Genomic DNA, 26,589 nt, shown 5'->3' with positions numbered 1-26,589 from the left:
GAACAGGACCGTGAAACGACTCCACGCCGATGATAGTGCGGATTGCCCGTGTGAAAGTAGGTAATCGTCAGGCTCCTTACCCCGCAAAGACCCCGCCACCCATATGGCGGGGTCTTCTGCTTTGGGCGCGCGCTTCCCTCCTGAACCACGCCTCGATCAATCCCCCTGGCAGCCCCAAAACCTCCGGCATTCGCCACGACAGCTTCCAGCAAAGTCCACACTTAAGCCAGTTCCTGAAATGCGCCATGAGCGTTTAGTGTTGGCCGATGTTCCGCTCCAGACACTGCTGGTGAAAACGGCAGGTGGGACGCTCTGAGCGGCCCCCGGGAAACAGTGCCATGATGTAAGCGAGTTTTCGGCGGACTTTTCGATGTGAGCGGCCCCGGCTTTCAGTGCCAAAGGCAATGTTAGTCTTCGGCGTTCTGTTGGTCCGTCAGCTGGGCCTGCAGGCCCAGCTGACGGACATATTCGGCAGGTGACACTTCGCCGAGGGCCCTGTGAGGCCGACTCTCGTTGTACTCCACCCGCCATTGCTCAATCTGCTCTTTGGCATCCGTCAGTGACGTGAACCAGTGTGCGTTCAGACATTCATCGCGAAGCGTGCCGTTGAAGGACTCCACGAACGCGTTATCCGTTGGCTTGCCGGGCCGGCTGAAGGCAATCTCGACCTTGTGATGGTAAGCCCACAGGTCCATCACCTGACTGGTAAATTCCGAGCCGTTATCACACAACAGCGTGCGCGGTGTTCCACGCCTGATGCGCAGTTGCTCCAGCACCCGCACGACGTCCGACGCTCCCAGCCGCTGACCAACGTCGATTGCCAGCGCTTCGCGCGTGAAGACATCGACGATGGTCAGCGCACGAAATCGCTGACCGCCTGCCAGCTGGTCCGCAACGAAGTCCAGACTCCACGCGTGGTTCGCCGCTGTGGCCCTGGCGCGGGCGGGGCGACTCATTTGTGCCCGTCGTTTGCGGTTCGGCCTGTACCATAGCGACAGGCCTTCTTCCCGATACAAGCGATACAGCCGGTTTTTGCTGACCTGATAACCCTCCCGTTGCAACAGCACACGAATCTTGCGGTAACCATATCGCACACGGGTCGCCGCGATTTCGCACATGCGCTGACGCAGTGCCGTCTGCGCGTCGCGATGACTTCGATATTGATACACCGAGCGCGACAACGCCACCAGGCGGCAGGCCCGGCGCTCCGCAACTGCGGACGTTGACTTCAGATAGTCCACGATGCTGCGCCTCGGGAGGGCTTCACCACTTTTTTTCAGAACGTCGGTCAGCATCGCCTTGTCCAGCGTCAACCCGGCAACCACCTTCTTCAACTGGGCGTTCTCGTCCTGAAGCTGCTTCAACTGGCGCACCTGGTCCGTCTGCAGTCCGGCGTACACCTTCTTCCAGCGATAGAAGGTCTGCTCCGAGATACCCACGTGACGAATCAGCTCGGCCACTGGCATGCCCGCTTCGGCCTGCTTCAACACCGCCACAATCTGCTCGACACTGAAGCGTTTGCGTTTCATTGCACGGCTCCTTTCCCATCGAAAAGTCCGCCGAAAACTCGCTTACATCATGGCACTGTTTCCCGGGGGCCGCTCACTCCGGAGTCGCCCTCGTTGCTTTGGCGTTTGGCTCGCGGGCTCAGGCTTCCCTTCCCATCACTTGCAGCGCATCCACATGTACTATCGTGTCGGCCACCAGATTCTTCGGCCGCGCGTTCTCCTGCCCCCAGGTCTTCTGGCGCGCCCCTCCAACACATCCAGCCCGCCGAACTCCCGCCGAACGTATAAAACGAAGCGTTACCGAACCCGTGCTCACTGAGCAGCTCTTTGTCCGGCATACCGCCCGCAGCTTCCTTCAGGAACCCGACGACGCCGCATCGAGCACTCTTCTCCGACGGCCGACTTCACTGAACTTCTGTTGGCCCTGCCGCGCAGGCGGCAGGTCAGGCGCTCCGCCGTCCTGTAGCGCTCAATGCAAGATGAGCACATTTCAGTGGAAGGTGAAGTGAAGCGCCGTGCATTGCAGCTCATGCATTGCGCTGCATGACCGCTTCGCTGCACGATACTTCACTCCTTTATTGCCAAAGCCGGTGCAGGCGCGGACGTCGTCGAGGCGGGCATCGGAACGACTGTTTCGTCCAATTGCGCCTGGGAGAGCTCGTCGAGCAGCGCCTTATCGCGCGCGAGGACCTTGGGCAGATGTGTCCGGAGAAATTCAACCCACGTCTTTGTTTTTGCATCGACGAATTTGCGCGACGGATAGAGCGCGTAGATGTTCATCTTTTGCAATGTATGCTCGGGCAGCACTCGCATGAGCGTGCCGTCGCGCAACCCGTTGATTGCCGCATAAACGGGCAACATGCCGATTCCCATGCCTTCCCGAATCGCCACCACGAGGCACTCCGCAATATTCACCTGGACCGGTCCGTCGACTTCCATTCGCTCACTGCCTTCGGGCCCATCGAGCACCCATTCGTGTGCGGGGAATGCGGGCGTTTTCAGAATCAAACACTCGTGGCGGGCGAGATCGGCCGGCGACTGCGGCACACCTCTCGAGCGTATATAGGCGGGCGATGCGCAAAGCACGCTGCACGTAGAGCCCAGTTCATGCGAGACGAGATCCGAGTTGGGCAGGGATGCAGCGGTGACAATTGCGACGTCTGCACTGCCTTCGAACAGATCCGGCATGCGTTGCGAGAGCGTGAGCTCGACGGTCACTTCAGGATGCTGTGCACGGTAGCGCGAGATCGCCGGTAACACGTAGTGCTGACCAATGCTGGCATAGCTGTGCATGCGCAATGCGCCGCTGGGACGTTCATGTGCGCAACTTGCTTCCTCTTCAGCCTTACCGACGTCTGCAAGAATGTGCAGGCAGCGCTCCAGATAGCGTTCGCCTGCCGTCGTCAATGCGAGTCTTCTTGTCGAACGATTGAGTAGCCGTGCACGCAGGTGCGCCTCGAGTTCGGACACTGCACGCGACATTGCACCGGTGGTCGAGTTCAGGGATTGCGCGGCGGCGGTAAAGCTGCCGGCTTCAACGACGCGGACGAACACCCGCATATTCTGTAACGTATCCATCAACCCTTCTTGATCAATAAAGAAGCGATATTGTCCGCCTGACACACGACGGCATTGTTGTGCATTCCATAACGGACGTTCTCTGCATGTCCCGTTAATTCGTGCGCGGGGCACTCCTACAATCGGCGCCGTCCAGCCGGTATGTATTTGCCGTTGCCGGCTTCATTTCCTGGAACAGCCGGAGCGGAATGTCGTGCATTTCATGAACCGGCAGCAGGCGATCTCGCGCACGTCGCCTCTGCATCGGCGCAGCGCAGCAATGCTGCAAGCCATCAAGCGCGCGGCCCGTGAGTGGGGAGCGGGCGAAGGCCTTATCTGGCTGCATCTTTTCAAGACGGTAGTGGCCGTGCTCGGAGCAATGGGCATTGCGATGCTGCTCGACCTGCCGCAGCCTCGCATCGCGATGACGACCGTGTTCGTGCTGATGCAGCCGCTTTCGGGCATGGTGCTCGCGAAGAGCTTCTATCGGATCGTGGGCACTGCGGTCGGCACGATCGCGGCGCTCGTGTTGGGCGCCGTATTCGTACAGCAGCCGGAATGGTATGTATTTGGCTTGACTGTCTGGGTTGCTGCCTGTACGGCAGCAGCAGTCCGGAATCGACATTTTCGTTGGTACGGCTTCGTGCTTGCGGGATACACCGCGGCGCTGATCGGCACTCCGCTCGTGATGCAGCCAAATGCACTTTATCTTGCGGCGCTCGGACGTGCAGCGGAAGTAGCAGTTGGCATCGTGTGCTCGAGTGCAGTCAGTGCATTGATCGTACCAATGCAGACCAGCACGGTGCTACTGCGGACGCTACATGTGCGGTACGCGAATTTTACCGCGCTCGCCTCAAGCGTGCTTTCAACCCGGCTGCCTCGCGGTACCTTCGAGCGTCGTTTTGCCGATCTCGTCGATGCGATCGTAGGTTTCGAAGCCACGCGAGTGTTCGCTGCCTTCGAGGATCCATCGATTCGTATGCGAAGCCAGCATCTCGCGCGGTTGAACAGCGAATTCATGGACCTGTGCGCGCGATTGCATGCGTTGCGCCAGCTGCTGAAACGTCTGCACTGGCGCGGGGAAGTGATCGAGAGCGTTGAACCGTATTTTCATGAGCTTGCGAGCCTGTTGTCGGCGCCGCCGCGTGACGGCGAAAGCGATGGCGCGCATGCCAGCCGCGTGTCTGCGGCACTCGGGACGTTCCAGGCGTCTTTGCCGAAACGCATGCGGTCGACACGCCATGCCGTCGAGGCGCGCGCACCTTCGCTGTTGCCTGATTTCGATACATCGGGTGAATTGCTCTACCGCTTTGTCAGCGAGTTCATGCTTTATGCGAACACCTATGCATCGCTCGCTATCGAAGACAACGTAAGCCGCGAGCCGGGCATTGCCCCCTACATGAACAAGACGAATGGCTATGTCGTCGCGTTCATGTTCCTGCGGACAGCGCTGGTCATGGCCATGGTGGGATGGTTCTGGATCGAGACCGACTGGCCCAGCGGCAGTCTCGCCCTCACGGGCGCGGCGCTCACTTGCGCGCTCACGTCGTCGGCGCCGAATGCGACGCGCCTCGCATTTCAGATGGCCGTGGGGGCCTTGTTCGCCACGGCAGCGGGATACGTATTCACCAGTTTCGTGTATCCCGCCATCGACGGCTTTCCGCTCCTATGCGCTGCGCTCACACCGGTGCTCGCTGCAGGTGCGTTCCTGATGACCCGTCGGGGCATTGCAGGCTACGGCGTCGGCTTCTCCGTGTTCTTTTGTCTGCTCGCGGGGCCCGACAACGTCATCGCCTACGCTCCAATGCCGCTCATCAACAACGGCATGGCGATCGTGGCGTCCATGCTCGCCGCCTCGGTTGGATTCGCCGTCGTGTTTCCTCCAGACATGGGCTGGCTGATCGACCGCATGTGTGGAGATCTGAGAAGGCAGGGCGTATTCGCATGCCACGGTGTGCTGCCTGGGCTCAATCGACGCTTCCAGTCCGGCACGCACGACTTGATGTTTCAGTTGCGCATGTTGCTCACGCGACGCTCGCGAAGGCATCGCGATGCACTGCGATGGATGCTCGTCACGCTCGAGGTCGGCCATGCCATCATCGATCTGCGCAAAGAATGCGCGGCGGCGGCGTATGTGAACCAGATGAACTCGCGTTGGAACGCGAGCATCGACGACCTGAGAGGCGAGATCGCGCGTCTCTTCGCGCGACCCGATAAACGCCGCCTCGTGCGCGCATTGCTTGCCGTTCGAGCCGCCACGTGGGTGGCGCAGGACGTACTCGATCGTCTTCGCCACGATCGCGACCGGCGGCACGACCTGCAGCGCATGCTGAGTTGCCTGCACTTCATCCGCACAGCGCTGCTCGATCGCGACGCGCCGCTCGGCACGCTTCGTATGCGTTCGCCGCGTTCCGCATGGTCCATCGCAGCGGCCCGATGAGCATGCCGGCATCGAATCTTGCCGCCGCCTGGAAATATGCCTTCCAGGCCGCCTTCTTAATCTCAGACAGACCCAGTCCTATAGTGTTCGCACTGCCACGCAGTAACCGTACGAACTGGAGAAACACAATGAAATTGCTGAATATCGCCGCTGTAACTTGCACCATCGTTTGTTCTACGCTCGCCGGCGTCGCGCAAGCGCAATCCTCGAACAACAACGCTCCCGAGAAGACCCAACAGGTCGCCGAGGTCGCTGGCTCGCACCAGGAAGGCGCCGCATCGGCCGCAGGGCGGGAGTCCGTGAAGCAGCGTTCGAAAACGGACGAGTGCGTTGGTCCCGTCAGCTTCTGCAACATCTACTTCGGTAGCTAAGCACGCAACACGACGCCCATGGCGCGACTGCAAGGTTGCATTGCATGGTGCAAGACGGGCCGCGGCGCGAGCACACGCATGACGCCAGATGACACCACGCCACGGCCTGGCCGTTCCTTCAAGAACAGGGTCCGGTCTGCGTTCCCGGCCACATCGAAAGAGCTCGGACGCCGCATCAGAAACCGCAGCAAGCGGTGACGGCAAGACCGGGTGACACTGGAGACAAGATTCATGTACGACGATCGCATCCGCTGCGCCGCGCTGCGCGAAAAAATCACATCGGCCGAAGAGGCTGCCCAACTCGTGAACGACGGCATGCGCGTAGGCGCGAGCGGCTTCACACGCGCCGGCGATGCGAAGGCCGTTCCGATTGCGCTTGCGAGGCGCGCACGTGAAGCGAACGAGCCGCTGCGTATTACGCTGATGACCGGCGCTTCGCTTGGCCACGATGTCGATCGCATGCTGACCGAGGCGGGTGTGCTCGCGCGTCGCTTGCCGTTTCAGGTGGACGCGACGCTGCGCCAGGCCATCAACCGCGGCGAAGTGATGTTCGTCGACCAGCATCTTTCCGAAACGGTGGAGATGCTGCGTGCCAACCAGCTCGGCAAGCTCGACCTCGCAATCATCGAAGCAGCGGCGATTACGGAAACCGGCGGCATCGTGCCGACCACCTCTGTGGGCAATTCGGCGAGCTTCGCCATTCTCGCGGAGCGCGTTATTGTCGAAATCAATCTCGCGCAGCCGCTCGCATTGGAAGGGCTGCACGACATCTGGATTCCGGGGCGCCGGCCGCATCGCGATCCGCTTCCCATCGTGCGTCCTCAGGATCGCGTGGGGCAGACCGCAATCGAGATCCCGCCCAGCAAGATCGCGGCCATCGTCCTGACCGACACGCCCGACAGCTCGTCCACCGTATTGCCGGCGGACGAAGAAACCGCGCAAATCGCGGGCCATCTCATCGAGTTCCTGCAACACGAGGTTTCACGCGGACGCATGCCTTCCGCGTTGCCGCCGTTGCAGGCGGGCATCGGGACGATTGCCAACGCTGTGCTATCCGGCTTCGTCTCGTCGCCGTTCGAAGCCCTCACGATCTATTCAGAAGTGCTTCAGGACTCCACCTTCGATCTGCTCGACGAAGGCAAGGTCACGTTCGCGTCCGGCGCGTCCATCACGCTGTCGGCCGCGCGTCAGAAGCAGGTGTTCGGCGAACTCGATCGCTATCGCGACCGGCTCGTGCTGCGTCCGCAAGAAGTCAGCAACCATCCCGAGGTGATTCGCCGGCTTGGGCTTATCGCGCTCAACACTGCGCTCGAATGCGACATCTACGGCAACGTGAACTCCACGCACGTGGGCGGCACGCACATGATGAACGGCATTGGCGGTTCTGGTGATTTCGCGCGCAATGCTTCGTGCGCGATCTTCGCGACGAAGTCGGTGGCGAAGGGCGGCCGCATCTCGAGCATCGTGCCGATGGTGCCGCACTGCGATCACAACGAACACGACGTCGACATTATCGTGACGGAGCAAGGTCTGGCCGACCTGCGTGGGCTCGCACCGCGCGAGCGGGCGCAGCAGATTATCCGCAACTGCGCGCATCCGCTCTACCGCGATCTGCTGCTCGATTACTACAGGGAAGCGTTGCGGGGAGGAGGGCAGACGCCGCACCAGTTGAATCAGGCGTTTGCATGGCATCTGCGGCTGGCGGGAAGTGGCTCGATGCTGCCCGATGGCTTCGGTGCGGTGCCGGCTGCCGAGGCGCGCAGAGCCTGAAAACAGGCCCAAAAAAGAAAAGGCCGGGCGCCTTGCAGCGCCCGGCCTCTCGCCAACCGGTTCTAGCCTCGTCGGAAGAGCCGGATGACGAACAGCAGGATGACGGCGCCGATAAGCGCGGTAATGATCGAGCTGATCCATCCGCCGCCGATCGAGATGCCGAGAACGCGCGCGAGCCATCCGCCGATGAACGCGCCGACAATGCCGACGATGATATCGACGATCAGTCCGAAGCCGCCGCCCTTGACCAGAAGTCCGGCCAGCCAGCCTGCGATTGCGCCGATGATGAGCCAGGCGATGATGCCGTGTTCCATGTTATTGCTCCATGTTGACGTGAAGAATTCACGGTGAAAGGGAGCTTAGACGAACGCACAGAACGCGTCCACACGTTGCGACCCGATTTAACATTATCTGAAATTCCTTGCCGGGCCGGCACGATGGGCTGTGAGGGAATTGAAAGCAGTCGTGGCATCGACTGCAGTCATTCGGACACCGTAGGTTCAACGCGACGAAGTTGAATCGTCTTATTCCGGGGCCGGCTCCGCTTCCGCCGCCGTCCAGCTGACGCTCGACACGCTTTTCTCCATGCTGAGGCGGCTCGCCATGAGTTCCAGCTTCGACTGGTCCTTCGGATGCAGCTTCAACGTCGCGGTCACGCGAATACGTCCGGGCTGGTCCGCCACGTCCTCGCTCGTCAAGCTCTGAAACGATAGCGGCGCTGCGTACATCGAGTTCGAAATCGCCGCGCGAATATGAATCTCGTCTTCTTCGCGGCACACGATGGTGAGCGCGTAGAGCTGCACGAGGTCCGCAGCGGAAACGGGCGTCGCATTGATCATGCGGCTCACGTCTCGCAGCACGGTGTTGGTGAGCAGCACGACGCCCGTGCCTGCAAATGCCGGCAGGTAATGGCCCGATCCGCACAACACGCCGACGGCCGCGGAGCACCACAGTGTGGCCGCCGTATTGATCCCCTGGATGGATCCTTTGTCGCGCATGATGACGCCGCCGCCCAGAAAGCCAACGCCCGACACGACATAAGCCGCGATCTGCGTGACGCCTGCCACACCGTTTCCGGTGAGCACGCCGAGCGTGACGAAGAGGCAGGCGCCACTGGCGACGAGCGTGATGGTTCGCAGGCCGGCGGTACGTTGGCGCATCTGGCGTTCGAGGCCGATGGCGACGCCACAGGCGAAAGCGGTGGCGAGCCGCAGGGCAAATTCGAGAGTCATCGTTTTCTTGTGGTCGTTATCGCATGTTGAACGGCATGCATGACACGCATGCGAAGGCCGACCGGAAACCACGCGCTCACGAGCGAACGCCCGGCACGCGCGATGAGCCCACGCGTGGGACGTCGCACGGCGAGCGTGCAACAGCGACTGGAAAGGAATAACGGCGACGCACACCGTCCTGCCCGGCAGGCAAGACGGCGGCAGAAGAGAATCTGACGCGGAGCTTGCGGATCAGCGGGCGGAGCGGGCTGTGGGTCGACTACAGCTACTGTCCAAGATGAGGTTTCCTGTTCGGCGATGGGCCGGATTGTAGGGGCCGCGGCAAAGCGACGTCAACCTTTGAGGCGCGCGTTCAGGGCAGGCGCGAGCAGCCGGCCCGTGTCATGTCATGCGGCCGCTTCGATCGTTTCGATCATCACCCGCTTCCAGCCTCCTTCGGCGTGCTGCGAAACGAGCGCTCCGGTTTTCGCGACGATGCGCCTCGATTCCGACGCGGGCAGCCAGACCTCGACGGGCCCGAGGAGCTGAGTTGGCCGCTCCATGCGGCCGGTCCATGCAACGGAGAGCGCGAGCGTTTCGTCGTCGCCTTCTGCACGCACTTGCCAGAAGCCGACCGTGCCGTCTCGCCAGGCTTCGCTTTCGCCGTCGTCCTCGATGCATTCGGCTGTCGTGACGCCCGTGCCTTCCTGTGGCACCACGATGAACGCACGTCGTTCCGCCGGCCTCGCGAAATGCTGTTCGGCCACGTTGAGCGGCACCACGCTGCCTTCGCGTACGAGCACGACGGGCTGATCCCACGGCGCAGGCAGGGTGACGTGCTGGCCACCGTCGAAGGTTTCGCCGCTCCAGTACGACACCCAGCGCGCGCCTTCGGGCAGCCACACCGTGCGCGCGATTTGCCCCGGCACCACCACCGGAGCGAACAGCAGCGCGCGGCCGACCATCATGTCGTCGCTGTCCGTTGGGCAGCGTGCGTCGTTCGGGAATTCGGCGAACACGGGCCGCAGTACCGGCTCGTAATGCTGCGTCGAGTTCCAGAGCAACTGGTACAGGTAAGGAATGAAGCGATAGCGCAGTTTGATGAGCGCGGCCACGTGCGCGGTGGTCTCGGGATACATCCACGGTTCGTTGACGGTGCCGTCGTCGTTCCACGAGTGAATCGAGAAGCGCGGCATCAGGATACCGAACTGTACCCAGCGCACGAACAGTTCGGGGTCGGGCGCGGGGCCCGAGAAACCGCCAATGTCGTGACCGATGTTCGAGACGCCCGACATCGCGAGGCCCAGCCCCATCTTCAGGTTGTAGCGTAGCGTTTCCCACGACGTGTAGTTGTCACCCGACCAGGTCTGCACATAGCGATGCATGCCGACGCCGCCCGACCGCGAGACGAGGAACGGACGCTGTCGCGGGGCCCACGCGCGCTGCGCGTCGCGCGAGGCGCGCATCATCAGCATGGTTTGCAGCACCTTGGCTTCGCGTGCCGGGAACGGCGCACCGAAGCCATGCGCGATGGCATCCGGCGACCAGATCTCGAACTCGTTGTTGTCGTTCCATGTGGCGGCGATGCCGTATCGCAGCAGGGCGTCCGTGACGTGTTCGCGCCACCACGCGATGGTGGCCGGATTCGTGAAGTCCAGATACGCGCCCACTTCGTCCCAGAACTGGACCCACGCCGGTTTGCCGTCGGCAGAGCGGATCAGCAAACCTTCGGCGTGAGCCAGACCGAATTCGGGGTGATCCTGCAGCAGGCACGGCTTGATGTTCGCGCACAGCTTCACGCCATGTTCCAGGTAGCCGCGCACGAAGCTTTCCACGTCGGGGAATTTTTCGTGGTTCCAGTTGAACACGTAGCGCTTCGCGCCAATCGACGTGTAGCCCGACGAAAGATGAAACGAATCGCAGAGAATGTCGTGCTCGCTGCAGCGTTCAATGAACTCGCCCATGCGCCGCTGTGCATCCGGCGCATCGGTGTAGGTCATGGTGGAGCCCGAGTAACCGAGGCCCCATTTCGGCATCAACGCCGGGCGCCCTGTGAGCCACGTGAAGCGGCTCACCGCGGCAAGCGGCGTATCCGGCGAAGCGATGAAGTAATAGTCGAGGTCGCCATGCTCGGCCACGAAGTAGCGGTAGTGGCCGTGATAGTTGTCGAGCTCGCGGCCCATGTCGAAGGTGCAGTCCGCGAGCGTGTCGTAGAAAAGGCCGAAGCCGAGCGACGCTTCGCGCCGCCATGTGAGATAGAACGGAATGTGCTTGTAGAGCGGATCCGTCGTGCGTGCGCTGTAGCCCATCGCATCCACGTTCACCATCGTGTAGCGCTGCCCGGCGCGGTCCAGCTCGCCCGCGCGTTCGCCGAGGCCCAGATACATCTCGCCTTTTTCGCGGCTCAGGTAGTGATACGCGCGGTCATCCCACCAACCGAAGTTGTAGGCCTGGGTCGCGCGATCCTGCATCACGGGCTGCCACGTGTTTTCGCGGCGCAACGACCACGCACAATAGCCGCCTTGCAGCGCCACCTCGAGCCTCACCTGCGAAGTCTCCACGACGATCCGCTCTGCTTGCTCGCGCAGCGAGAAGCGCGGCAATGCGAAGCCTGAGAGATCCAGCCGTTCGCGACCTTCGAGCGGCACGTCGTCCGCACCGGGCGCGATCGACCACGTGCGCGGACTGCGCACGGTGCCGTCAGGCAGCACCCGCACGCGGACAATGTCCTCTTCCAGCACGAAAATCTCGATCACCGGTCCCATCTCGCTCACGAGACGCAGCGTATTGCCTTCTCGTTGCGCAAGTTCGAAGACAGGCGGATGCAGTAACGACGTCATCAAATTTCCTCGATTGGGATGCGAATGCGACTCACGCCGCGGATAGCGCACGTTCCTGTCGCGTCTGACCGCGAATCAGCAAGATCAGCAGCACGGCCCCGATCAGGTCGAACGCGCCAAGGCAGGCGAACAGCGGACCGAACCCGACGCGATCGGCCAGCGCCCCCACCACCAGCGAAAAGCCCAGTCCGCCGGTCCACGCCGCCATGCCGCCGAAGCCGCTCGCGGTGGCCACTTCGTCGGGGTCGAACACGTCCGCGGAGAGCGTGTTGACGAGCGCCGAAATCATCTGGTGCGCAAAGCCGCCCACGCAGAACAGCGCGATGGCCGTGTACGGCGACGCGACGAGCCCGATGCAGGCCGGCCCGACCATCATGAAGGCGCCCAGCACCACGCCGGCCACGCGCGACCACACGAGCGGAATACGGAAGTGCTTCATCAGGAATGGCGACAGATATCCGCCCAGTATGCCGCCAAGGTCGGCGGCGAGGAACGGCAGCCACGCGAAGATGGCGATCTGCTTGAGATCCATGTGCCGCTCGGTGGCGAGATAGAGCGGGATCCAGAAGCTGAACGTCTGCCAGGCCGGTTCCGCGAAAAAGCGCGGCAGCGCGATTGCCCAGAAGCGGCGCGAAGTCAGGATGTCGCGCACGGGGCGCTTGCTGGCGGGCGGTGCCTGGGTCTGGCCGTCCTTGATGAGCGCGAGTTCGTCGCCCGAAATGCGGTCGTGCTTTGCGGGAGAGCGGTAGAGCGCGTACCAGAGCGCGGCCCATACGAAGCCGAGCGCGCCCGTCACCATGAACGCCGATTGCCAGCCGAGGCGCAGCGAGAGAAAGATCACGAAAGGCGGCGCGATGAGCGCGCCAAGCGAGGTGCCCGCGTTGAAGTAGCCGACCGCCACGGACTTTTCCTTGTCCGGAAACCATTCGGCCACGGCTTTCATGCCCGACGGAATGGCCGCGGCTTCGAAGAGGCCGAGCAGGCCGCGCATGGCGCCGAGCGACATCCAGCCCGTCGCGAAGCCGTGCATCACGCCGCTTGCCGACCACAGCGCCGCGAACAGCGCGAAGCCGAGCCGCAGCCCGACCAGGTCCACGATGATCCCGCACACGGGCTGCATGAGCGTGTAGCCGATCTGAAATGCGCCGACCACGTACGAGTACTGCTGGGTCGACATGTTGAGCACGTGCTTGAGTTCCGGCGCGAGCACGCCGAGCGAGTTGCGCGCGACGTAATTCATGATCGTGCCGAGGCAGACGAGCACGATGATCCACCAGCGCAGACCTTTAATCGTTTTCAAAGTTGTCTCCATCCTGTTTGTCTCGTTTGCTCGTCCTTGCCGCCGCGCTGGATGAAGGGCGCGATCGAACAAGGCGGCTCTCTCTTTGATGCCGCGACGGTTGTCGGCCGTTCGGCTGGTAGGTTGTCACACAACTTGGTCGGCTGAACGCCCGGCGTCGCGGCCCTCTCGATAACGCCGGGGAGAGGGGTTTTCGGCGAATCTGCACGGGCTTTTCATGCCGATCAGGCATCGACTCCAGACCAACGCCTCGGGCCGCGCACAGCGCGATTCTAGTTGTCTGATGACTGATGTTATGGCTACCTGATCGGCATCGTATGTTCGTAAACGAGCGTCGTCAAGCCTTTTGATGTTCGATCGAACATCGAACGAAAAAGCGCGGCGTTCAGGTCGGCACTTCGCGTTTGCCCGAGCTTGCCGGCAAAACTGACACCGTTGTCATCAACGGGTCAGCATCCAGTCACCCCCTCTCGTCCATTCTCCAGACTGGCACGAAACCGGATGGACAGGAGTAGGCAATGGATACGCTGCGCAACATGCGGATGTTTGTAAGAGTGGTGGAGTCGGGCAGTTTCACGAAGGCAGCCTCGAACGAGGCTATGACGACGGCTCAGGTCTCGCGGGCCATCACGGACCTCGAATCGCGGCTGCGCACGCGCCTTCTGAACCGGACCACGCGCCGCATGTCGCTCACCGAGGCGGGCGAGCGTTACCTGCAGCGCTGCGAGCGGATTCTCGCCGAGATCGACCAGGCCGAAGCCGAAGCCGCCGATGCCCAGGCCAACCCGGCAGGCCGCCTGAAGGTCTATGGCGCATCCAGCTTCGGCCATTACGTGGTGCCGCTCATTGCGCGTTATCGCCAGCACGCGCCGGAAGTCTCCGTCGACCTCACGCTGTCGCAGCGCATGCCCGCCGTCGTGGAAGAGGGCTTCGACGTCTCGATCGTCGTGGCTGCGGAACTCGAAGACTCCGCGCTGATTTCGCAGCATCTGGGCACCACCTCGGCCATTCTTTGCGCCTCGCCCGACTATCTCGTGAAGCACGGCGCGCCGCGTTCGTTCGCGGACCTCGAGCGGCACACCTGCGTGCATCTGACCGAGGCCGGGTTGCCCGCGAGCCAGTGGGTCTCCACCGGGGCGGACGGCGAGCGTTTTCGCCACGCGGGCTTGACCTCGCTCCAGGTGAACAGCCCCGAGGCGCTTGCCATTGCGATTCGCGAAGGCATGGGCATCGGTCCGCTGCCGGTACCGGTTGCGCTGCCGGGCCTCGCCGACGGCTCGCTCGTGCACGTGCTGCCTGCGCATCGCCTGCAACAGTTCAACGTCTACGCGCTCTATGCGTCGCGTCGCTACGTCGACGCAAAAATCCGCACGTTCGTCGAATTCCTGCGCAAGAGCGTGCCGCAGATGCTCACGGAGCAGGAAGCCGCGCTGCGTGCGCACGACGGCAGGCTCGCTGAATTCGGCATGCGTCACCGTGCATCGCGCGATGTACGCGACGTGCGGGACGTACGCGATATCCGCGAAGCCGAGCGGCTGCGCCTCGTGAACTGATTCACGCACTGAATCGCCGACAACGTACCGAAGCACCCACGCCCGTCCTGTTCTCTTCGAAGAGGCAGGATCGGCGCTCGTGCAACGGCAAGCTGCCGTTGCGGCATGCGTCTTTCCTGACAGCCGCGCCATTTTGGCGTCATCGGCACGCCCCGCGCGCTTTCCTATCATGCGGAACCGCCCGCGCCTGGGCATGACCGCCTTTTGCTCCTGCCCGACGCTGTCACATGTGGATCGTCAATCTCGCGTTAAAGCGGCCGTACACGTTCATCGTGATGGCCATCATGATTCTGCTGGCCACGCCGTTCGCGTTGATGACCATGGCAACCGACGTGCTGCCGTCCATCAACATCCCCGTCATCAGCATCATCTGGAACTACACGGGGCTTTCGGCGAAAGACGTGGCCGACCGCATCACGTCGGTGAACGAACGCGGGCTGACCACGACGGTCAGTAACATCGAGCACATCGAATCGCAGTCGCTGCCGGGCATCGCCATCATCAAGCTGTTCCTGCAGCCCGGCGCGAGCCTGCAGACCGCCATCGCGCAAACCGTGGCCTCGGAACAGGCGCAGTTGCGCCAGATGCCGCCGGGCGCCACGCCGCCGCTCGTCATCAGTTATTCGGCGTCCAGCATTCCGGTGATCCAGCTCGGGCTCTCGAGCAACACGATGAGCGAGCAGGTGCTCAACGACATCGCGATGAATTTCCTGCGTCCGCAGCTCATCACGATCCCGGGTGCGCAGGTGCCGTATCCCTACGGCGGCAAGACGCGGCTCATTTCCGTGGATATCGATTCGCAGGCGCTGATGTCGAAAGGCCTCACGCCCGCAGACGTCGTGAACGCCGTCAACGCGCAGAACCTGATCCTGCCCACCGGCACCGCGAAGCTCGGGCAGACCGAGTACCGCGTGGACATGAACGCATCGCCGGACACCATCGCCGGTCTCAATCGCATTCCCGTGCAGACAGTGAACGGCGCGACCACGTATCTGGGCGAAGTGGCCCACGTGCGCGACGGCTTTTCGCCGCAAACCAACGTGGTGCGCCAGGATGGACGGCGCGGCGTGCTGATCTCCATTCTCAAGAGCGGCGATGCGTCCACGCTGCAGGTCGTGAACACGCTGAAGTCGCTGCTGCCGCATGTGCGCGATACGCTGCCGCAAGACCTCAAGATCACGCCGCTCTTCGACCAGTCCGTGTTCGTGAGCGCGGCGGTGCAGGGCGTGTTGCGCGAGGCGCTGATCGCCGCCGCGCTCACCGCGATGATGATCCTGCTCTTTCTCGGCAACTGGCGCAGCACGGTCATCATCGCGGTGTCCATTCCGCTTTCTATTCTCTCTTCGCTGCTTGCGCTCGATGCGCTCGGCGAGACCATCAACATCATGACGCTGGGTGGTCTCGCGCTCGCGGTCGGGATACTCGTGGACGACGCCACCGTCACGATCGAGAACATCGAACGCCATCTGCATCTCGGCGCGCCGCTGCACGATGCCATTCTGGAGGGCGCGGGCGAAATCGCCGTGCCGGCGCTCGTCTCCACGCTGTGCATCTGCATCGTGTTCGTGCCGATGTTCTTCCTCACCGGCGTGGCGCGCTATCTGTTCGTGCCGCTCGCGGAAGCGGTGGTGTTCGCGATGATCGCGTCGTATGTGCTCTCGCGTACGCTCGTGCCGACGCTCGCCATGCTGCTGCTCTCGCACCGCAAGGCTGCGGCGAGTGCGGCGCCTTCGCGGTTCGAGCGCATCCATCACGGCTTCGATCGCGCGTTCGAGCGCCTCCGCTCCGCTTATATCGTGCTACTGAGTCTGCTGCTCGCGCGCCGGCGCTTCTACGCGAGCGCGTTTCTCGGCTTCTGCGTGCTCTCGCTCGGGCTCGTGTTCGTGCTGGGCCGCGACTTCTTTCCGAGCGTGGACGCCGGCGACATTCGCCTGCACATGCGTGCGCCCACGGGTTATCGCATTGAAGAAACGGCGCGGCTCGCGGACGAAGTCGAGAGCACCATTCGCGAAGTGATTCCGCCCGCGCAACTCGCGACCATCGTCGACAACCTGGGGCTGCCGTATAGCGGCATCAATCTTTCGTACAGCAACGCGGGTACCATCGGCACGCTCGACGGCGAAATCCAGGTCGCGCTCAAGGACGGGCACCCGCCGTCGCGCACCTACATCGACCGTCTGCGCATGCTGTTGCCGCAGCGTTTTCCGGGCGTCGAGTTTTTCTTCCAGCCCGCAGACATCATCACGCAGATCCTCAACTTCGGGCAGCCCGCGGCCATCGACGTGCAGGTGATCGGCGCGAACCAGGACGCCAACATGGCGCTGGCAAGCCGCCTCCTGAAAGAGGTCCGCCAATTGCCGGGCGCTGTGGACGCCCACATCGCGCAGCGCAACGACGAGCCCGCGCTCGGGCTCGTGATGGACCGCACGCGCATGCAGCAGTTGAACCTCAACGCGCAAAACGTTGCGCAGAACGTGCTGATTTCGTTGTCCGGCAGCTCGCAGACCTCGCCCGCGTTCTGGGTGAATCCCGCCAATGGCGTGGAATATCCGCTCGCCGTGCAGACGCCGCAGTACAACGTGGCGTCGGTCGGGCAGTTGCTCAACACGCCGGTTTCGGCGCGCGCCGACGCACCGCTGCAACTGCTCGGCAATCTCGTGCAGCTGGATGCGCACACGAATCCCGCGGTGGTCACGCACTACAACATCCGGCCCGTCATCGATCTGCTGGTGAGCGTGGAGGGCCGCGATCTCGGTTCGGTGGCGGGGCAGATCGAACAGCGCATTGCCGGCGTGCAGGCCACGGCGCCGCGCGGCACGACGATCACGATGCGCGGTCAGGTGAGCACGATGCGTTCGTCGTATCTCGGCCTGGGCGTGGGCATTGCGATGGCCATCGTGCTCGTCTATCTGCTCATCGTCGTCAACTTTCAGTCGTGGGCCGACCCGCTCATCATCGTCAGCGCGTTGCCTGCGGCGCTCGCGGGCATTGCGTGGATGCTGTTCGTGACGGGCACGCATCTGAGCGTACCGGCGCTTACGGGCGCCATCATGACCGTGGGCGTGGCGACCGCCAACAGCATTCTCGTCGTGTCGTTCGCGCGGCAGCGGCTCGCTGCGGGTGCGCCGCCGCTCACCGCCGCGCTCGAAGCGGGCGCCACGCGCATTCGTCCGGTGATGATGACCGCGCTCGCCATGATGATCGGCATGGTGCCGATGGCGCTGGGTCTAGGCGAAGGCGCTGAGCAGAACGCGCCGCTCGGGCGCGCCGTGATCGGCGGGCTGTTGTTCGCGACGGTTTCCACGCTGCTGTTCGTGCCGCTCGTGTTCGCCGGCGTGCACAGCCGGCTCGCGCGGCGCGCTGCGGCCCGTGCGGGCGAAAGAAGAGGAGACGACATGACCGGCCCGCGTTCGCATGCAAGCGGCGACGGCAACGACCACGACGGCGCGCGCGGCGGGCACTGAATGCGGCCCGACCCTGAGCCCACATCGATCGATTGACGACATGAACGACCACCAACATCACTCCTCTCTGGACATCCAGGCGAGTACGCGCGAGGGCGGCCTCGACCTGCCGTCGCGCAGCCTCGTGTGGCGGCGCGGCCGCATCGCGGTGCTGCTCGTCGCGCTGCTGCTTGCGGCCGGCGCGACGCACACGATCCTCGCCAACCTGCGCGACGCGCGCCGGCTCGAAGGCATGACCGAGCAGAACGCGCGCCAGTACGTGACCGTCGTGCGTCCCGTGCCCGCGGGCGACGACGGCCGGCTCGTGCTGCCCGGCACGCTGCGCGGCTATGTGGAGTCGCCCATCTACTCGCGCGCGAGCGGCTACGTGGTGCGCTGGTATGCCGATATCGGCGCGCACGTGCAGCAGGGTCAGTTGCTCGCCGAACTCGATACGCCTGAGATCGACCAGGAACTCGCGCAGGCCATCGCGCAACGCGAGCAGTCGGCCTCCACGCTCGCGCTCGCGAAGACCTCGTTCGATCGCGCACGGCAGTTGCGCGAGCGCGATGCGGTCGCGCAGCAGGAACTCGACGACCGCCAGGGCGCCTACAACCAGGACGTCGCGAACCTCGCGGCAGCGGATGCGAACGTGCGCCGTCTCACGCAGCTGAAGTCGTTCCAGCGCATCGTGGCGCCCATCACGGGCGTCATCACGCAACGCAATATCGACGTGGGAGACCTCATCAACGCGGGCAATGGCGGCGTGGGGCGCGCGCTGTTCGCCATTGCCCAGGCCGATCCGCTGCGGCTCTACGTGCAGGTGCCGCAGGCCTACGCGCAACAGGTCGCGCGCGGCCAGCACGTGAGCGTGACCCAGGCCGAGTTGCCGGGCACGACGTTCGACGGCACCGTTACGCGTACCGCGGACGCCATCGACGTCGCCACGCGCTCGTTGCAGGTCGAGATCACGCTGCCCAATCACGACGGCAAGCTCATGCCGGGCGCGTACGTGCAGGCGGCGCTGCATACCGACGCACCGGGCACGCTCACGGTGCCGGGCAACACGCTGCTGTTTCGCGCGGAAGGCCCGCGCGTCGCCGTAGTGGATGCGAATGGGCGCGTGCATTTGCAGCCGGTCACGATCACGCGGGACCTGGGGCAGTCGCTTGTGATCGGCACGGGCGTGTCGGCGCAGGACCGCATCGTCGTGAACCCGAGCGATTCGCTCGCGGACGGCGACAGCGTGATCGTCGCGCAGACGCCTGCGCGTGGCGAACCGGGCGGACGCAGCGCGCCGGGCACACCTGGCACACCGGGCTCCGTGCCTGGCGCTCAGGCGCGTCAGGCTACCGCGGATAGCACGGACGGTGCCCATGCAAAGTCAGCGCCATCGCAAGGAGGAGCCGCGTCGTGAAGCGCGAGGCCGTGAAAGCGAACGTGAACGCCATGCGAGCGACCGTCGCGATGCTTGCGGCGGCGATGCTGGCAGCGTGCACCGTGGGCCCCGACTATCAGCGCCCGGAAACCGCTGCGCCGGCATCGTGGCGCGTCGCCCAGGGCGACACGTGGTGGCAGCCGGCGCGGCCGTCTCACGCGCCGCTCGATCCGCAGTGGTGGCGCGCATTCGGCGTGGACGAACTGAATACGCTGGAAATCGAGGCGCTCGCGAACAACCAGACGCTGCAAATGGCCGTCGCGCACTATGCGCAGGCGCGCGCCACGCTGGCGTCCGTGTCGTCGGCGCTGTTTCCGCAGATCGATCTCTCCGCCTCCGCGGAGCGCGCGCGCATTTCGCAGAACCGGCCGAAGCTCAACTACGCGACGCAGAACATGTCCACGGTGCAGAACGATCTGACCATCGGTCCCACCGTGAGCTACGAGACCGATCTGTTCGGCCGCATTCGCCGCTCGATCGAATCCGCGAAGGCTTCAGCGCAGCAGGCCGGCGACGACCTCGCGAACGCGCGGCTCGTCCTCACCGCTGAACTTGCTACCGACTACTTCGCGCTGCGCGAGCTCGACAACGAAGTGGACGTGGTGAACCGGTCCGTCGTGCTGCAGCAGAAGGCGCTCGATTTCGTGACCGCGCAGCACGACCTGGGCGCGGTATCGGGGCTCAATCTGTTGCAACAGCAGGCACAGCTCGACGCCACGCGTACCCAGGCGCAGTTGCTCATCAACCAGCGCGCGCAGTTCGAGCATGCCATCGCAGTGCTCGTCGGGCAGCCGGCGCCCACGTTCGTGCTGGCGCCCGTGGTGAAGGCGCTGCCCGTGCCGAAGCTGCCCACGGGCATGCCGAGCGACCTGCTGCAGCGCCGGCCCGACGTCGCGTCCGCCGAGCGCGCCATGGCGGCGGCCAACGCGCAGATCGGCGTGGCGCGTGCCGCGTATTTTCCGGACCTCACGCTCACGCCGGGCATCGGCTGGGAAAGCACGCGCTTCGCGAGCCTCTTCAGCTTGCCGAGCCTCGTGTGGTCCGTGGGTGCGTCCGCAAGCCAGGTGCTCTTCGACGGCGGCCAGCGTGCGGCAGGCGTCGCGTTCGCCCAGGCGGGCTACGCCTCGGCCGAAGCGAACTATCGGCAGACCGTGCTCACGGCGTTCCAGGAGGTGCAGAATGCGGTCACGGGGCTTTCGGTGCTCGAAGAAGCCGCGCGGGAGGCGCACGCGGCGGTGGTGGATGCGCGCCAGCTCGTGGACCTCGCCGAGGCACGTTACCAGGGCGGCCTCGCGGCGTTCATCGACGTGATCAGCGCCGAGCAGCAACTGCTCACGAGCGAGCGCCAGGAAGTGCAGATCGAAGGGCAGCGCGCGGCGCTCGTGGTGTTTCTTGCGAAGGCGCTGGGCGGTGGCTGGAGTGCGGACGACGCGACGGCGCACGTCGCGGGCAACATGGGGCACGATGGAGCGGGTGGCGAGACGGGCGGGGCGGCGAATCAAGCGGCGAATCAAGCGGCAGATCAAGCGGCAGATCAAGCGGCAGATCAAGCGGCAGATCAAGCGGTGAATCAAGCGGTGAATCAAGCGGCAGATCAAGCCGCAAATCAAGCGGTGAGTCCAGCCGCAGACAACCGAGGCAAGCGCGGCGGCTGAAGCGGTCAGCCCGTGCCATGGCGCTCGCCTTCGTGAACGCGCCATGCTGCGGCCCGCACGGCACACCGCGGAGCGCAAGCGTAAGGAAGGGGATATGAAAGTATTGGTGATCGAAGATGAACGCAAGGTCGTCGACTATCTGCACAGTGGCCTGACGGAACAGGGCTGGATCGTCGACGTGGCGATGGACGGCGAGGAAGGCGCGTGGATGGCGATCGAATACGACTTCGACGTGATCATTCTCGACGTGATGCTGCCGAAGCTCGACGGCTTCGGCGTGCTGCGCACGCTGCGCGCGCACAAGCAGACGCCCGTCATCATGCTCACGGCGCGCGACCGCGTGGATGACCGCGTGCACGGTTTGCGCGACGGCGCCGACGACTATCTCACCAAGCCGTTCTCGTTCCTCGAGCTCGTTGAGCGCCTGCGCGCGCTGACGCGGCGTGCGCGGGCGCAGGAATCCACGGTCATTTCGGTGGGCGATCTGCAGGTGGATCTCATCAGCCGACGTGCCATGCGCGACGGCGTGCGGCTCGATCTCACGGCGAAGGAGTTCCAGCTGCTTTCCGTGCTCGCGCGGCGGCGCGGCGAGATTCTCTCGAAGACGCTGATCACCGAACTCGTGTGGGACGTCAACTTCGAAAGCAACGCGAACGTGGTGGAGACCGCCATCAAGCGGCTGCGCGCGAAGCTGGACGGCCCGCATTCCGCCAAGCTGCTGCACACCATCCGCGGCATGGGCTACGTGCTCGAAGTCCGCGAAGAGGGAGGGCAAACATGAAGCGCTCCATTTCCATGCGGCTTTCCGCAATGTTCGCGGTGGTCTCGCTAATCGTTTTCACGCTCGTCGGCGTGGGGCTCTTCGTGATGATGCAGCGGCAACTCTTCAACGAGCTGCGCGCCACGCTCGACACGCGTTCGCGCGTGGCGACGGTCATCGTCTCGCATTCGCCGCTCGCCGCGAAATGGCATTTCGTGCAAGAAAAGCTCGCTGATCTTTCCACGCCGGACAGTCACACGAGCTATTACATCGAGAGCCCCGACCCGCGCTTCACGTTCGGCACGCCGATCAAGGGCACGCTGACTGCGGCGCCCGAAGGCCGTTACGCGAAGATCCGTCTGCCGGGCCATCCCTACGACGTCATCACGGCCACTTACGACATACCGGGCGCCGGCGAGCGTCCCAACCTCAAGCTCGTGGTGGCAAGCGACTGCGAACGCACCGAACGCATGCTGCATCGCATCGGCGTGGCGCTCGGCCTGCTGATCGCGCTCGCGACGCTCGTCGTGCTGCTGCTGAGCCGGGCCGTTACGCGCTTCGGCCTTGCGCCGCTCACGCGTCTGTCGAGAGAGGCCACGCAACTGAGCCCCGTGAATCGCCGGCAGCGTTTGCATTCCGACGCGTTGCCCGAAGAACTGCACGAACTGGCTACGTCGTTCAACGGCGCGCTGGAACGTCTGGACCGCGCCTACGAACGGCTCGAATCGTTCAACGCCGACGTTGCCCACGAACTGCGCACGCCCGTGAGCATCCTGATCGGCCAGACCCAGGTGGCCCTCACGCGCGACCGCTCCGTCATGCAGTTGCGCCAGACGTTGCAATCGAACCTCGAGGAATTCGAGCGGCTGAAGGTGATCGTCAACGACATGCTGTTCCTCTCGCGTTGCGATCGCGGCGAACGCGCGAGCGGCCTGATCGAAGTCTCGCTCGCAGGCGAGGTGGCGCGCATGCTGGAGTTCCTGGAGATTCCGCTCGAAGAGGCGCAACTGCACGTCACGATGCACGGCGACGCGCGTGCGCCCGTCAATACGTCGCTTTTCGGCCGCGCCATGAGCAACCTGCTCGTGAACGCCCTCCAGCATTCGCCGGCGGGCACCATGCTGCACGTCGCCATCGTGCAGCAGCGCGAGCATGTGGAGATTGCCGTGTCGAATCCGGGCGAGCCTATCGACGCGGAGGCGCGCGAGCACATCTTCGACCGCTTCTACCGTTTGCAGGAAGCGCGCTCGAATAGCCGCGAAAACCACGGTCTGGGGCTCTCCATCGTGAAGGCCGTGGCCGAGATGCACAACGGCAGCGTGTTTGTGCGCAGCGAAGGCGGCATCAACACGTTCGGCTTTTCAGTGGCGGCCGGCGGCGGCGCGCAACCGGCGCCGTCGAGCGAACCCGCGCAGCCGCGGCGCGCGGGGCGCACCACGTTGCCGGCTCGCGCGTCGACTTGAGCGGGTGCGTTGCACGCGTGGCTGTCTGACGCGTTCGAACTGTGCGTTCGAGCTGTGCGTTCAAGCCGGTGCGTTCAAGCCGGTGCGTTCGACCTTACGTGTATCGAGCGAGCCCGCTCATTCGTTGTCCGCTTCGCGCTTGTCGCGAGCGAACAGGTCCCAGCAGGCGATGAAGAGGGCCGCGACGAGCGGGCCGATCACGAACCCGTTGATGCCGATGAGCGACATGCCGCCCAACGTCGAGATCAGGATCACCCAGTCGGGCATGCGCGTGTCCTTGCCCACCAGCACGGGCCGCAGCACGTTATCGACGGTGCCGATCACGAGCGCGCAGAAAAGAAAGAGCCCGATGCCCTTCGCGAGCGCGCCGGTCAGCACGAAATAGATCGCGACCGGCGCCCAGACGAGCGCCGCGCCGATAGCGGGCAGCAGCGAAAGCAGCGCCATCAGCGCGCCCCACAGCAGCGCGCCCTGAATGCCGATCACCCAGAACGCGAGGCCGCCCAGCGTGCCTTGCACGAGCGCCACCACCACGTTGCCCTTCACCGTCGCGCGAATGACGGTGGTGAACTTGCGCAGCAGATATTGCTTGCGGTCGCGGTCGAGCGGAATCGCGTCGCGCACGATGCGCGAGATGGTCTGACCGTCGCGCACGAGAAAGAAGAACAGGTACAGCATCACGCCGAAGCTCACCAGGAATTGCAGCGTGTTCTGCCCGATGGAGAGCGCCTGCGTGGCGACAAACTGGCTGATCTGCGCTGCGCCCGCGGTGAGCTTCTGCTGCAGGCCATGCAGGTCGAACACGCCCAGCCGGTCGAGCAGCCGTTGCAGCCACGCGGGCGCCATGTGCACCATCTGGTTGAAGTACTCGCCGAAGTTCAACCCGCCCGACTTCATGGCCGTATAGGCCGTGACCACTTCCTGCACGAGGGTGCCCGCCACCAGCATCAACGGCAGGATCACCAGCACCACGCAGGTCAGCAGCGACACGAGCGCCGCCAGGTTGCGGCGCCGGCCGAGCCGCGCAAGCAGCCGGCGTTGCACGGGCTGAAAGATCATGGCGAGGATTGCAGCCCACAGAATCGTGCTGAAGAAGGGCAGCAGAATCAGGCACAGCGCGATGGAGACCGCGAGCAGCAACAGGTGAAACGACGTCTGGTTCAGGTTCTTCTTGTTGTCCATGGGCGGGAGCGGTGCTCGCCGCGCGGGCCGTAACGGACATAACAGCCGTAACGGGCCAGCGCGGCGAACCGGTCGAAAAAGGGATGCAGGAAGTATACGGTCAGCTTACAAAGCCGCTACCAGCCCTTTGACCAGCCGCAGCCGGGTAATTTCCGACGGCGCGCCCAATCTTTTCGGCGGCCCCCAGTAGCCGGTGCCCCGGCTCGTGTAAACCCACAGCCCGTCGAGGCGCGCGAGGCCCGCCGTGAAAGGCTGCTGCAGGCGCACGAAGAAATTCCAGGGGAAGAACTGGCCGCCGTGGGTGTGGCCGGAAAGCTGCAGCGTGTAGCCCGCCTGCGCGGCGGCGAGCGCGGTACGCGGTTGATGCGCGAGCAGAATCTTCACGCGGGCATCGGGCGGCGCGCCGTGCAGGGCGGCCGCGGGGTCGCTGCGATGTTCGGGGTCGAATTGCTCCGCCGAATAATCGGTCACGCCGGCCACCACCACGCGCGCGCTTTCGTGCTCCACCACCGCGTGCTGGTTGAGCAGCACGTGCAGGCCGAGACGCTGGAACTCGTCGATCCACGCATGGGCGCCCGAGTAGTACTCGTGGTTGCCCGTCACGAAGTAGGCGCCGTGCCGCGCGGCGAGGCGGCCGAGCGGTCGCGTGTGGTCGGCGAGTTGGTCCACGCTGCCATCCACCACGTCGCCGGTCACGGCAATCAGGTCGGGCTCAAGGCGGTTCACTTCGTCGACGATCGCATTCACGTAGTCGTTCTTGATGGTGGGGCCCACGTGGATGTCGCTGATCTGGACGATGGTGAAGCCTTCCAGCGCCTCGGGCAGTTGCTCGATGGGCACGTCGATAGTCACCACGCGCGCGCGGCGCCGCGCATTGACGAGGCCGATGACCGAGAACGCCACGGCGAGCGCGACGGCGAACGCGGCCGTGTCGGTGCGCCAGCGCGCGAGCACGTGCGGCCAGATGGCGTCGATGGTCAGCAAGGAGGCGAGCAGCACGTCGCGCAGGAAGGTGGCGACCAGCAGCGACGAGAAGAAGCCCATTGCGGAAAGGCCGATCCAGGCGAGGCGGTCCGCGAGCGGCTGGCGCTCGATCATGCGCGCCAGCATGCCGGGCGGAATCAGCAGGCACGAGAGCACGAGGTACAGCCCGGCGAGCCACTTGCCGGTGGGCGAGACGGCCAGGTCCGGAATCAGCCGGAAGCCGACATACACGTGCAGTAGCACGCCGATGACGATGAAACGGATGAAAAACGAGGAGAAGCGTCGCATACGGGCGGTGAACGGAGGGGGAAGGGGCGCCTTGCAGGGGAGGCGGTGCGGCATGCGGCGGCAGGGCCGGTCGCGCAAGTGCACAGCCTGGACGCCGCCGCGAAGCACGCGGCAGCGTCCGCGAAAGCGTTGGCTGCAATGATTCTACCCAGAGTCGCTACAGGCTGCCGGCTACGCAAAAACGGCGGGATGGCGCGGGCGCACGCGGCTGCGTGCGGGTTGGGTGCGGTGCGGCATCAGAGCAGTATCGGAGCGGGCTGACGCCTTGGAGAGCCCCGGCGCGACAGCACCCCGCGTCGCCGAAATCTATGTTGGGGTCCGAATTAAGCAGGCTTTGAAACAGACCCGCCATCGACTATTCTCGAATGGAACCCTGCCGCCTCGGGTCTCGAGCTTCTTCAAGCTCCTAAAGCGCGGACCACCGTCCTGCGCACGTTTTTCGGCCGGCAGCGCGTTCGATCGCCGTCGGACGGCGGCGGGGGAGACAACCATGAGAATGACAAGGCTGGTTCACCACGGTCATCACGCGCACTCGACGCACCATCTCGGGCACGAAGGCAGTCATGTGATGCTGCCGCTCGTCGTGCTTTCGCTGATGGCGTTGGGCGTCTGGTACGGCGTGCGGCACATCGCCTTCTCGGAGCTGGGACGCACCGCGCTCTTCGACGCCGTGATGGTGTTCGTGGCGCTCGGCATCGCGGGGCTCTTCGGTGTCGCGGCCGCCTGGCTGCGCACGAGCACCGACGAGCCGCCCGAGGGGTTCTGCTTTCTCGGCGCGCTGGTGGGCGCGGTGGTGTTCTACATCGCGCTGTTCGCGTGAGCGGGC

The 26,589-nt window shown here is 64.2% G+C and carries 18 protein-coding genes; 10 read left to right on the top strand and 8 right to left on the bottom strand.

The features are described from left to right. Positions 1-407: 407 nt before the first annotated feature. Complete coding sequence (locus PKKP23_RS15635; RefSeq protein WP_126877565.1) at positions 408-1,529, bottom strand: IS3 family transposase; 1,122 nt, start codon at positions 1,527-1,529, stop codon at positions 408-410. Positions 1,530-2,075: 546 nt separating this feature from the next. Next, positions 2,076-3,086: a LysR family transcriptional regulator gene (locus tag PKKP23_RS15630; protein ID WP_033350579.1), complete on the bottom strand. Its 1,011-nt coding sequence runs from the start codon at positions 3,084-3,086 to the stop codon at positions 2,076-2,078. A gap of 202 nt (positions 3,087-3,288) precedes the next feature. Here PKKP23_RS15630 and PKKP23_RS15625 point away from each other — a divergent pair, with 202 nt between their 5' ends. From PKKP23_RS15625 to PKKP23_RS15615, 3 genes are all read left to right on the top strand, one after another. After that, positions 3,289-5,505, top strand: coding sequence for an FUSC family protein (locus PKKP23_RS15625; RefSeq protein ID WP_017773613.1), 2,217 nt, complete (start codon positions 3,289-3,291; stop codon positions 5,503-5,505). 128 nt (positions 5,506-5,633) lie between these two features. Then, positions 5,634-5,876 (top strand): hypothetical protein, encoded by a 243-nt coding sequence (locus PKKP23_RS15620; protein ID WP_017773614.1) that lies wholly within the window; start codon positions 5,634-5,636, stop codon positions 5,874-5,876. Positions 5,877-6,107: 231 nt separating this feature from the next. Further along, positions 6,108-7,646, top strand: a complete 1,539-nt coding sequence (locus PKKP23_RS15615) for an acetyl-CoA hydrolase/transferase family protein (protein WP_126877564.1) — start codon at positions 6,108-6,110, stop codon at positions 7,644-7,646. Positions 7,647-7,708: 62 nt separating this feature from the next. Here the strand turns inward: PKKP23_RS15615 and PKKP23_RS15610 are convergent, their stop codons facing one another. The 4 genes from PKKP23_RS15610 to PKKP23_RS15595 form a co-directional block, all read right to left on the bottom strand. Further along, a complete protein-coding gene (locus tag PKKP23_RS15610; protein ID WP_017773616.1) occupies positions 7,709-7,960 on the bottom strand; it encodes a GlsB/YeaQ/YmgE family stress response membrane protein in 252 nt (83 codons plus the stop codon). A 210-nt stretch (positions 7,961-8,170) separates the two neighbouring features. Next, positions 8,171-8,878: an MgtC/SapB family protein gene (locus PKKP23_RS15605; protein ID WP_126877563.1), complete on the bottom strand. Its 708-nt coding sequence runs from the start codon at positions 8,876-8,878 to the stop codon at positions 8,171-8,173. Between the two features lie 386 nt (positions 8,879-9,264). Further along, the gene (locus PKKP23_RS15600) at positions 9,265-11,697 is read right to left on the bottom strand and encodes a glycoside hydrolase family 31 protein (RefSeq protein ID WP_126877562.1); all 2,433 of its coding nucleotides are present in this window, start codon (positions 11,695-11,697) and stop codon (positions 9,265-9,267) included. A 31-nt stretch (positions 11,698-11,728) separates the two neighbouring features. After that, positions 11,729-12,997: an MFS transporter gene (locus PKKP23_RS15595; RefSeq protein WP_017773619.1), complete on the bottom strand. Its 1,269-nt coding sequence runs from the start codon at positions 12,995-12,997 to the stop codon at positions 11,729-11,731. A 518-nt stretch (positions 12,998-13,515) separates the two neighbouring features. Between PKKP23_RS15595 and PKKP23_RS15590 the strand changes: the two genes are divergently transcribed. From PKKP23_RS15590 to PKKP23_RS15565, 6 genes are all read left to right on the top strand, one after another. Then, complete coding sequence (locus tag PKKP23_RS15590) at positions 13,516-14,550, top strand: LysR family transcriptional regulator (RefSeq protein WP_017773620.1); 1,035 nt, start codon at positions 13,516-13,518, stop codon at positions 14,548-14,550. Between the two features lie 227 nt (positions 14,551-14,777). After that, the gene (locus PKKP23_RS15585) at positions 14,778-18,014 is read left to right on the top strand and encodes an efflux RND transporter permease subunit (protein WP_126877561.1); all 3,237 of its coding nucleotides are present in this window, start codon (positions 14,778-14,780) and stop codon (positions 18,012-18,014) included. A gap of 40 nt (positions 18,015-18,054) precedes the next feature. After that, positions 18,055-19,410: an efflux RND transporter periplasmic adaptor subunit gene (locus PKKP23_RS15580; RefSeq protein WP_240659031.1), complete on the top strand. Its 1,356-nt coding sequence runs from the start codon at positions 18,055-18,057 to the stop codon at positions 19,408-19,410. 32 nt (positions 19,411-19,442) lie between these two features. After that, entirely contained in the window at positions 19,443-21,086 is a 1,644-nt protein-coding gene (locus PKKP23_RS15575) for an efflux transporter outer membrane subunit (protein ID WP_168724571.1), read from the top strand. A 94-nt stretch (positions 21,087-21,180) separates the two neighbouring features. Beyond that, a complete protein-coding gene (locus PKKP23_RS15570) occupies positions 21,181-21,867 on the top strand; it encodes a heavy metal response regulator transcription factor (protein WP_126877558.1) in 687 nt (228 codons plus the stop codon). Further along, positions 21,864-23,309 carry a heavy metal sensor histidine kinase gene (locus tag PKKP23_RS15565; RefSeq protein ID WP_126877557.1) on the top strand — a complete coding sequence of 482 codons (1,446 nt, stop codon included), beginning with the start codon at positions 21,864-21,866 and terminating at the stop codon, positions 23,307-23,309. Before PKKP23_RS15570 ends, PKKP23_RS15565 begins: the two co-directional genes overlap by 4 nt. Before the next feature lie 117 nt (positions 23,310-23,426). Here the strand turns inward: PKKP23_RS15565 and PKKP23_RS15560 are convergent, their stop codons facing one another. Together PKKP23_RS15560 and PKKP23_RS15555 are read right to left on the bottom strand one after the other, a co-directional pair. Beyond that, positions 23,427-24,491, bottom strand: a complete 1,065-nt coding sequence (locus PKKP23_RS15560; protein ID WP_126877556.1) for an AI-2E family transporter — start codon at positions 24,489-24,491, stop codon at positions 23,427-23,429. A 105-nt stretch (positions 24,492-24,596) separates the two neighbouring features. Next, complete coding sequence (locus PKKP23_RS15555) at positions 24,597-25,763, bottom strand: metallophosphoesterase (RefSeq protein WP_126877555.1); 1,167 nt, start codon at positions 25,761-25,763, stop codon at positions 24,597-24,599. 490 nt (positions 25,764-26,253) lie between these two features. Here PKKP23_RS15555 and PKKP23_RS15550 point away from each other — a divergent pair, with 490 nt between their 5' ends. Beyond that, positions 26,254-26,583, top strand: coding sequence for a hypothetical protein (locus PKKP23_RS15550; protein ID WP_026121209.1), 330 nt, complete (start codon positions 26,254-26,256; stop codon positions 26,581-26,583). Positions 26,584-26,589: the final 6 nt, after the last annotated feature.

The sequence above is a fragment of the Paraburkholderia kururiensis JCM 10599 = LMG 19447 genome (assembly GCF_003986935.1).
Classification (GTDB): Bacteria; Pseudomonadota; Gammaproteobacteria; order Burkholderiales; family Burkholderiaceae; genus Paraburkholderia; species Paraburkholderia kururiensis.
This window is presented reverse-complemented; position numbering and strand designations above follow the sequence as displayed.

Bases quoted from the DNA above. Each gene is read 5' to 3' on its own strand.
- PKKP23_RS15635 (WP_126877565.1), bottom strand. From the start codon at position 1,529: ATGAAACGCAAACGCTTCAGTGTCGAGCAGATTGTGGCGGTGTTGAAG.
- PKKP23_RS15630 (WP_033350579.1), bottom strand. From the start codon at position 3,086: ATGGATACGTTACAGAATATGCGGGTGTTCGTCCGCGTCGTTGAAGCC.
- PKKP23_RS15625 (WP_017773613.1), top strand. From the start codon at position 3,289: ATGAACCGGCAGCAGGCGATCTCGCGCACGTCGCCTCTGCATCGGCGC.
- PKKP23_RS15620 (WP_017773614.1), top strand. From the start codon at position 5,634: ATGAAATTGCTGAATATCGCCGCTGTAACTTGCACCATCGTTTGTTCT.
- PKKP23_RS15615 (WP_126877564.1), top strand. From the start codon at position 6,108: ATGTACGACGATCGCATCCGCTGCGCCGCGCTGCGCGAAAAAATCACA.
- PKKP23_RS15610 (WP_017773616.1), bottom strand. From the start codon at position 7,960: ATGGAACACGGCATCATCGCCTGGCTCATCATCGGCGCAATCGCAGGC.
- PKKP23_RS15605 (WP_126877563.1), bottom strand. From the start codon at position 8,878: ATGACTCTCGAATTTGCCCTGCGGCTCGCCACCGCTTTCGCCTGTGGC.
- PKKP23_RS15600 (WP_126877562.1), bottom strand. From the start codon at position 11,697: ATGACGTCGTTACTGCATCCGCCTGTCTTCGAACTTGCGCAACGAGAA.
- PKKP23_RS15590 (WP_017773620.1), top strand. From the start codon at position 13,516: ATGGATACGCTGCGCAACATGCGGATGTTTGTAAGAGTGGTGGAGTCG.
- PKKP23_RS15585 (WP_126877561.1), top strand. From the start codon at position 14,778: ATGTGGATCGTCAATCTCGCGTTAAAGCGGCCGTACACGTTCATCGTG.
- PKKP23_RS15580 (WP_240659031.1), top strand. From the start codon at position 18,055: ATGAACGACCACCAACATCACTCCTCTCTGGACATCCAGGCGAGTACG.
- PKKP23_RS15575 (WP_168724571.1), top strand. From the start codon at position 19,443: ATGCGAGCGACCGTCGCGATGCTTGCGGCGGCGATGCTGGCAGCGTGC.
- PKKP23_RS15570 (WP_126877558.1), top strand. From the start codon at position 21,181: ATGAAAGTATTGGTGATCGAAGATGAACGCAAGGTCGTCGACTATCTG.
- PKKP23_RS15565 (WP_126877557.1), top strand. From the start codon at position 21,864: ATGAAGCGCTCCATTTCCATGCGGCTTTCCGCAATGTTCGCGGTGGTC.
- PKKP23_RS15560 (WP_126877556.1), bottom strand. From the start codon at position 24,491: ATGGACAACAAGAAGAACCTGAACCAGACGTCGTTTCACCTGTTGCTG.
- PKKP23_RS15555 (WP_126877555.1), bottom strand. From the start codon at position 25,763: ATGCGACGCTTCTCCTCGTTTTTCATCCGTTTCATCGTCATCGGCGTG.
- PKKP23_RS15550 (WP_026121209.1), top strand. From the start codon at position 26,254: ATGAGAATGACAAGGCTGGTTCACCACGGTCATCACGCGCACTCGACG.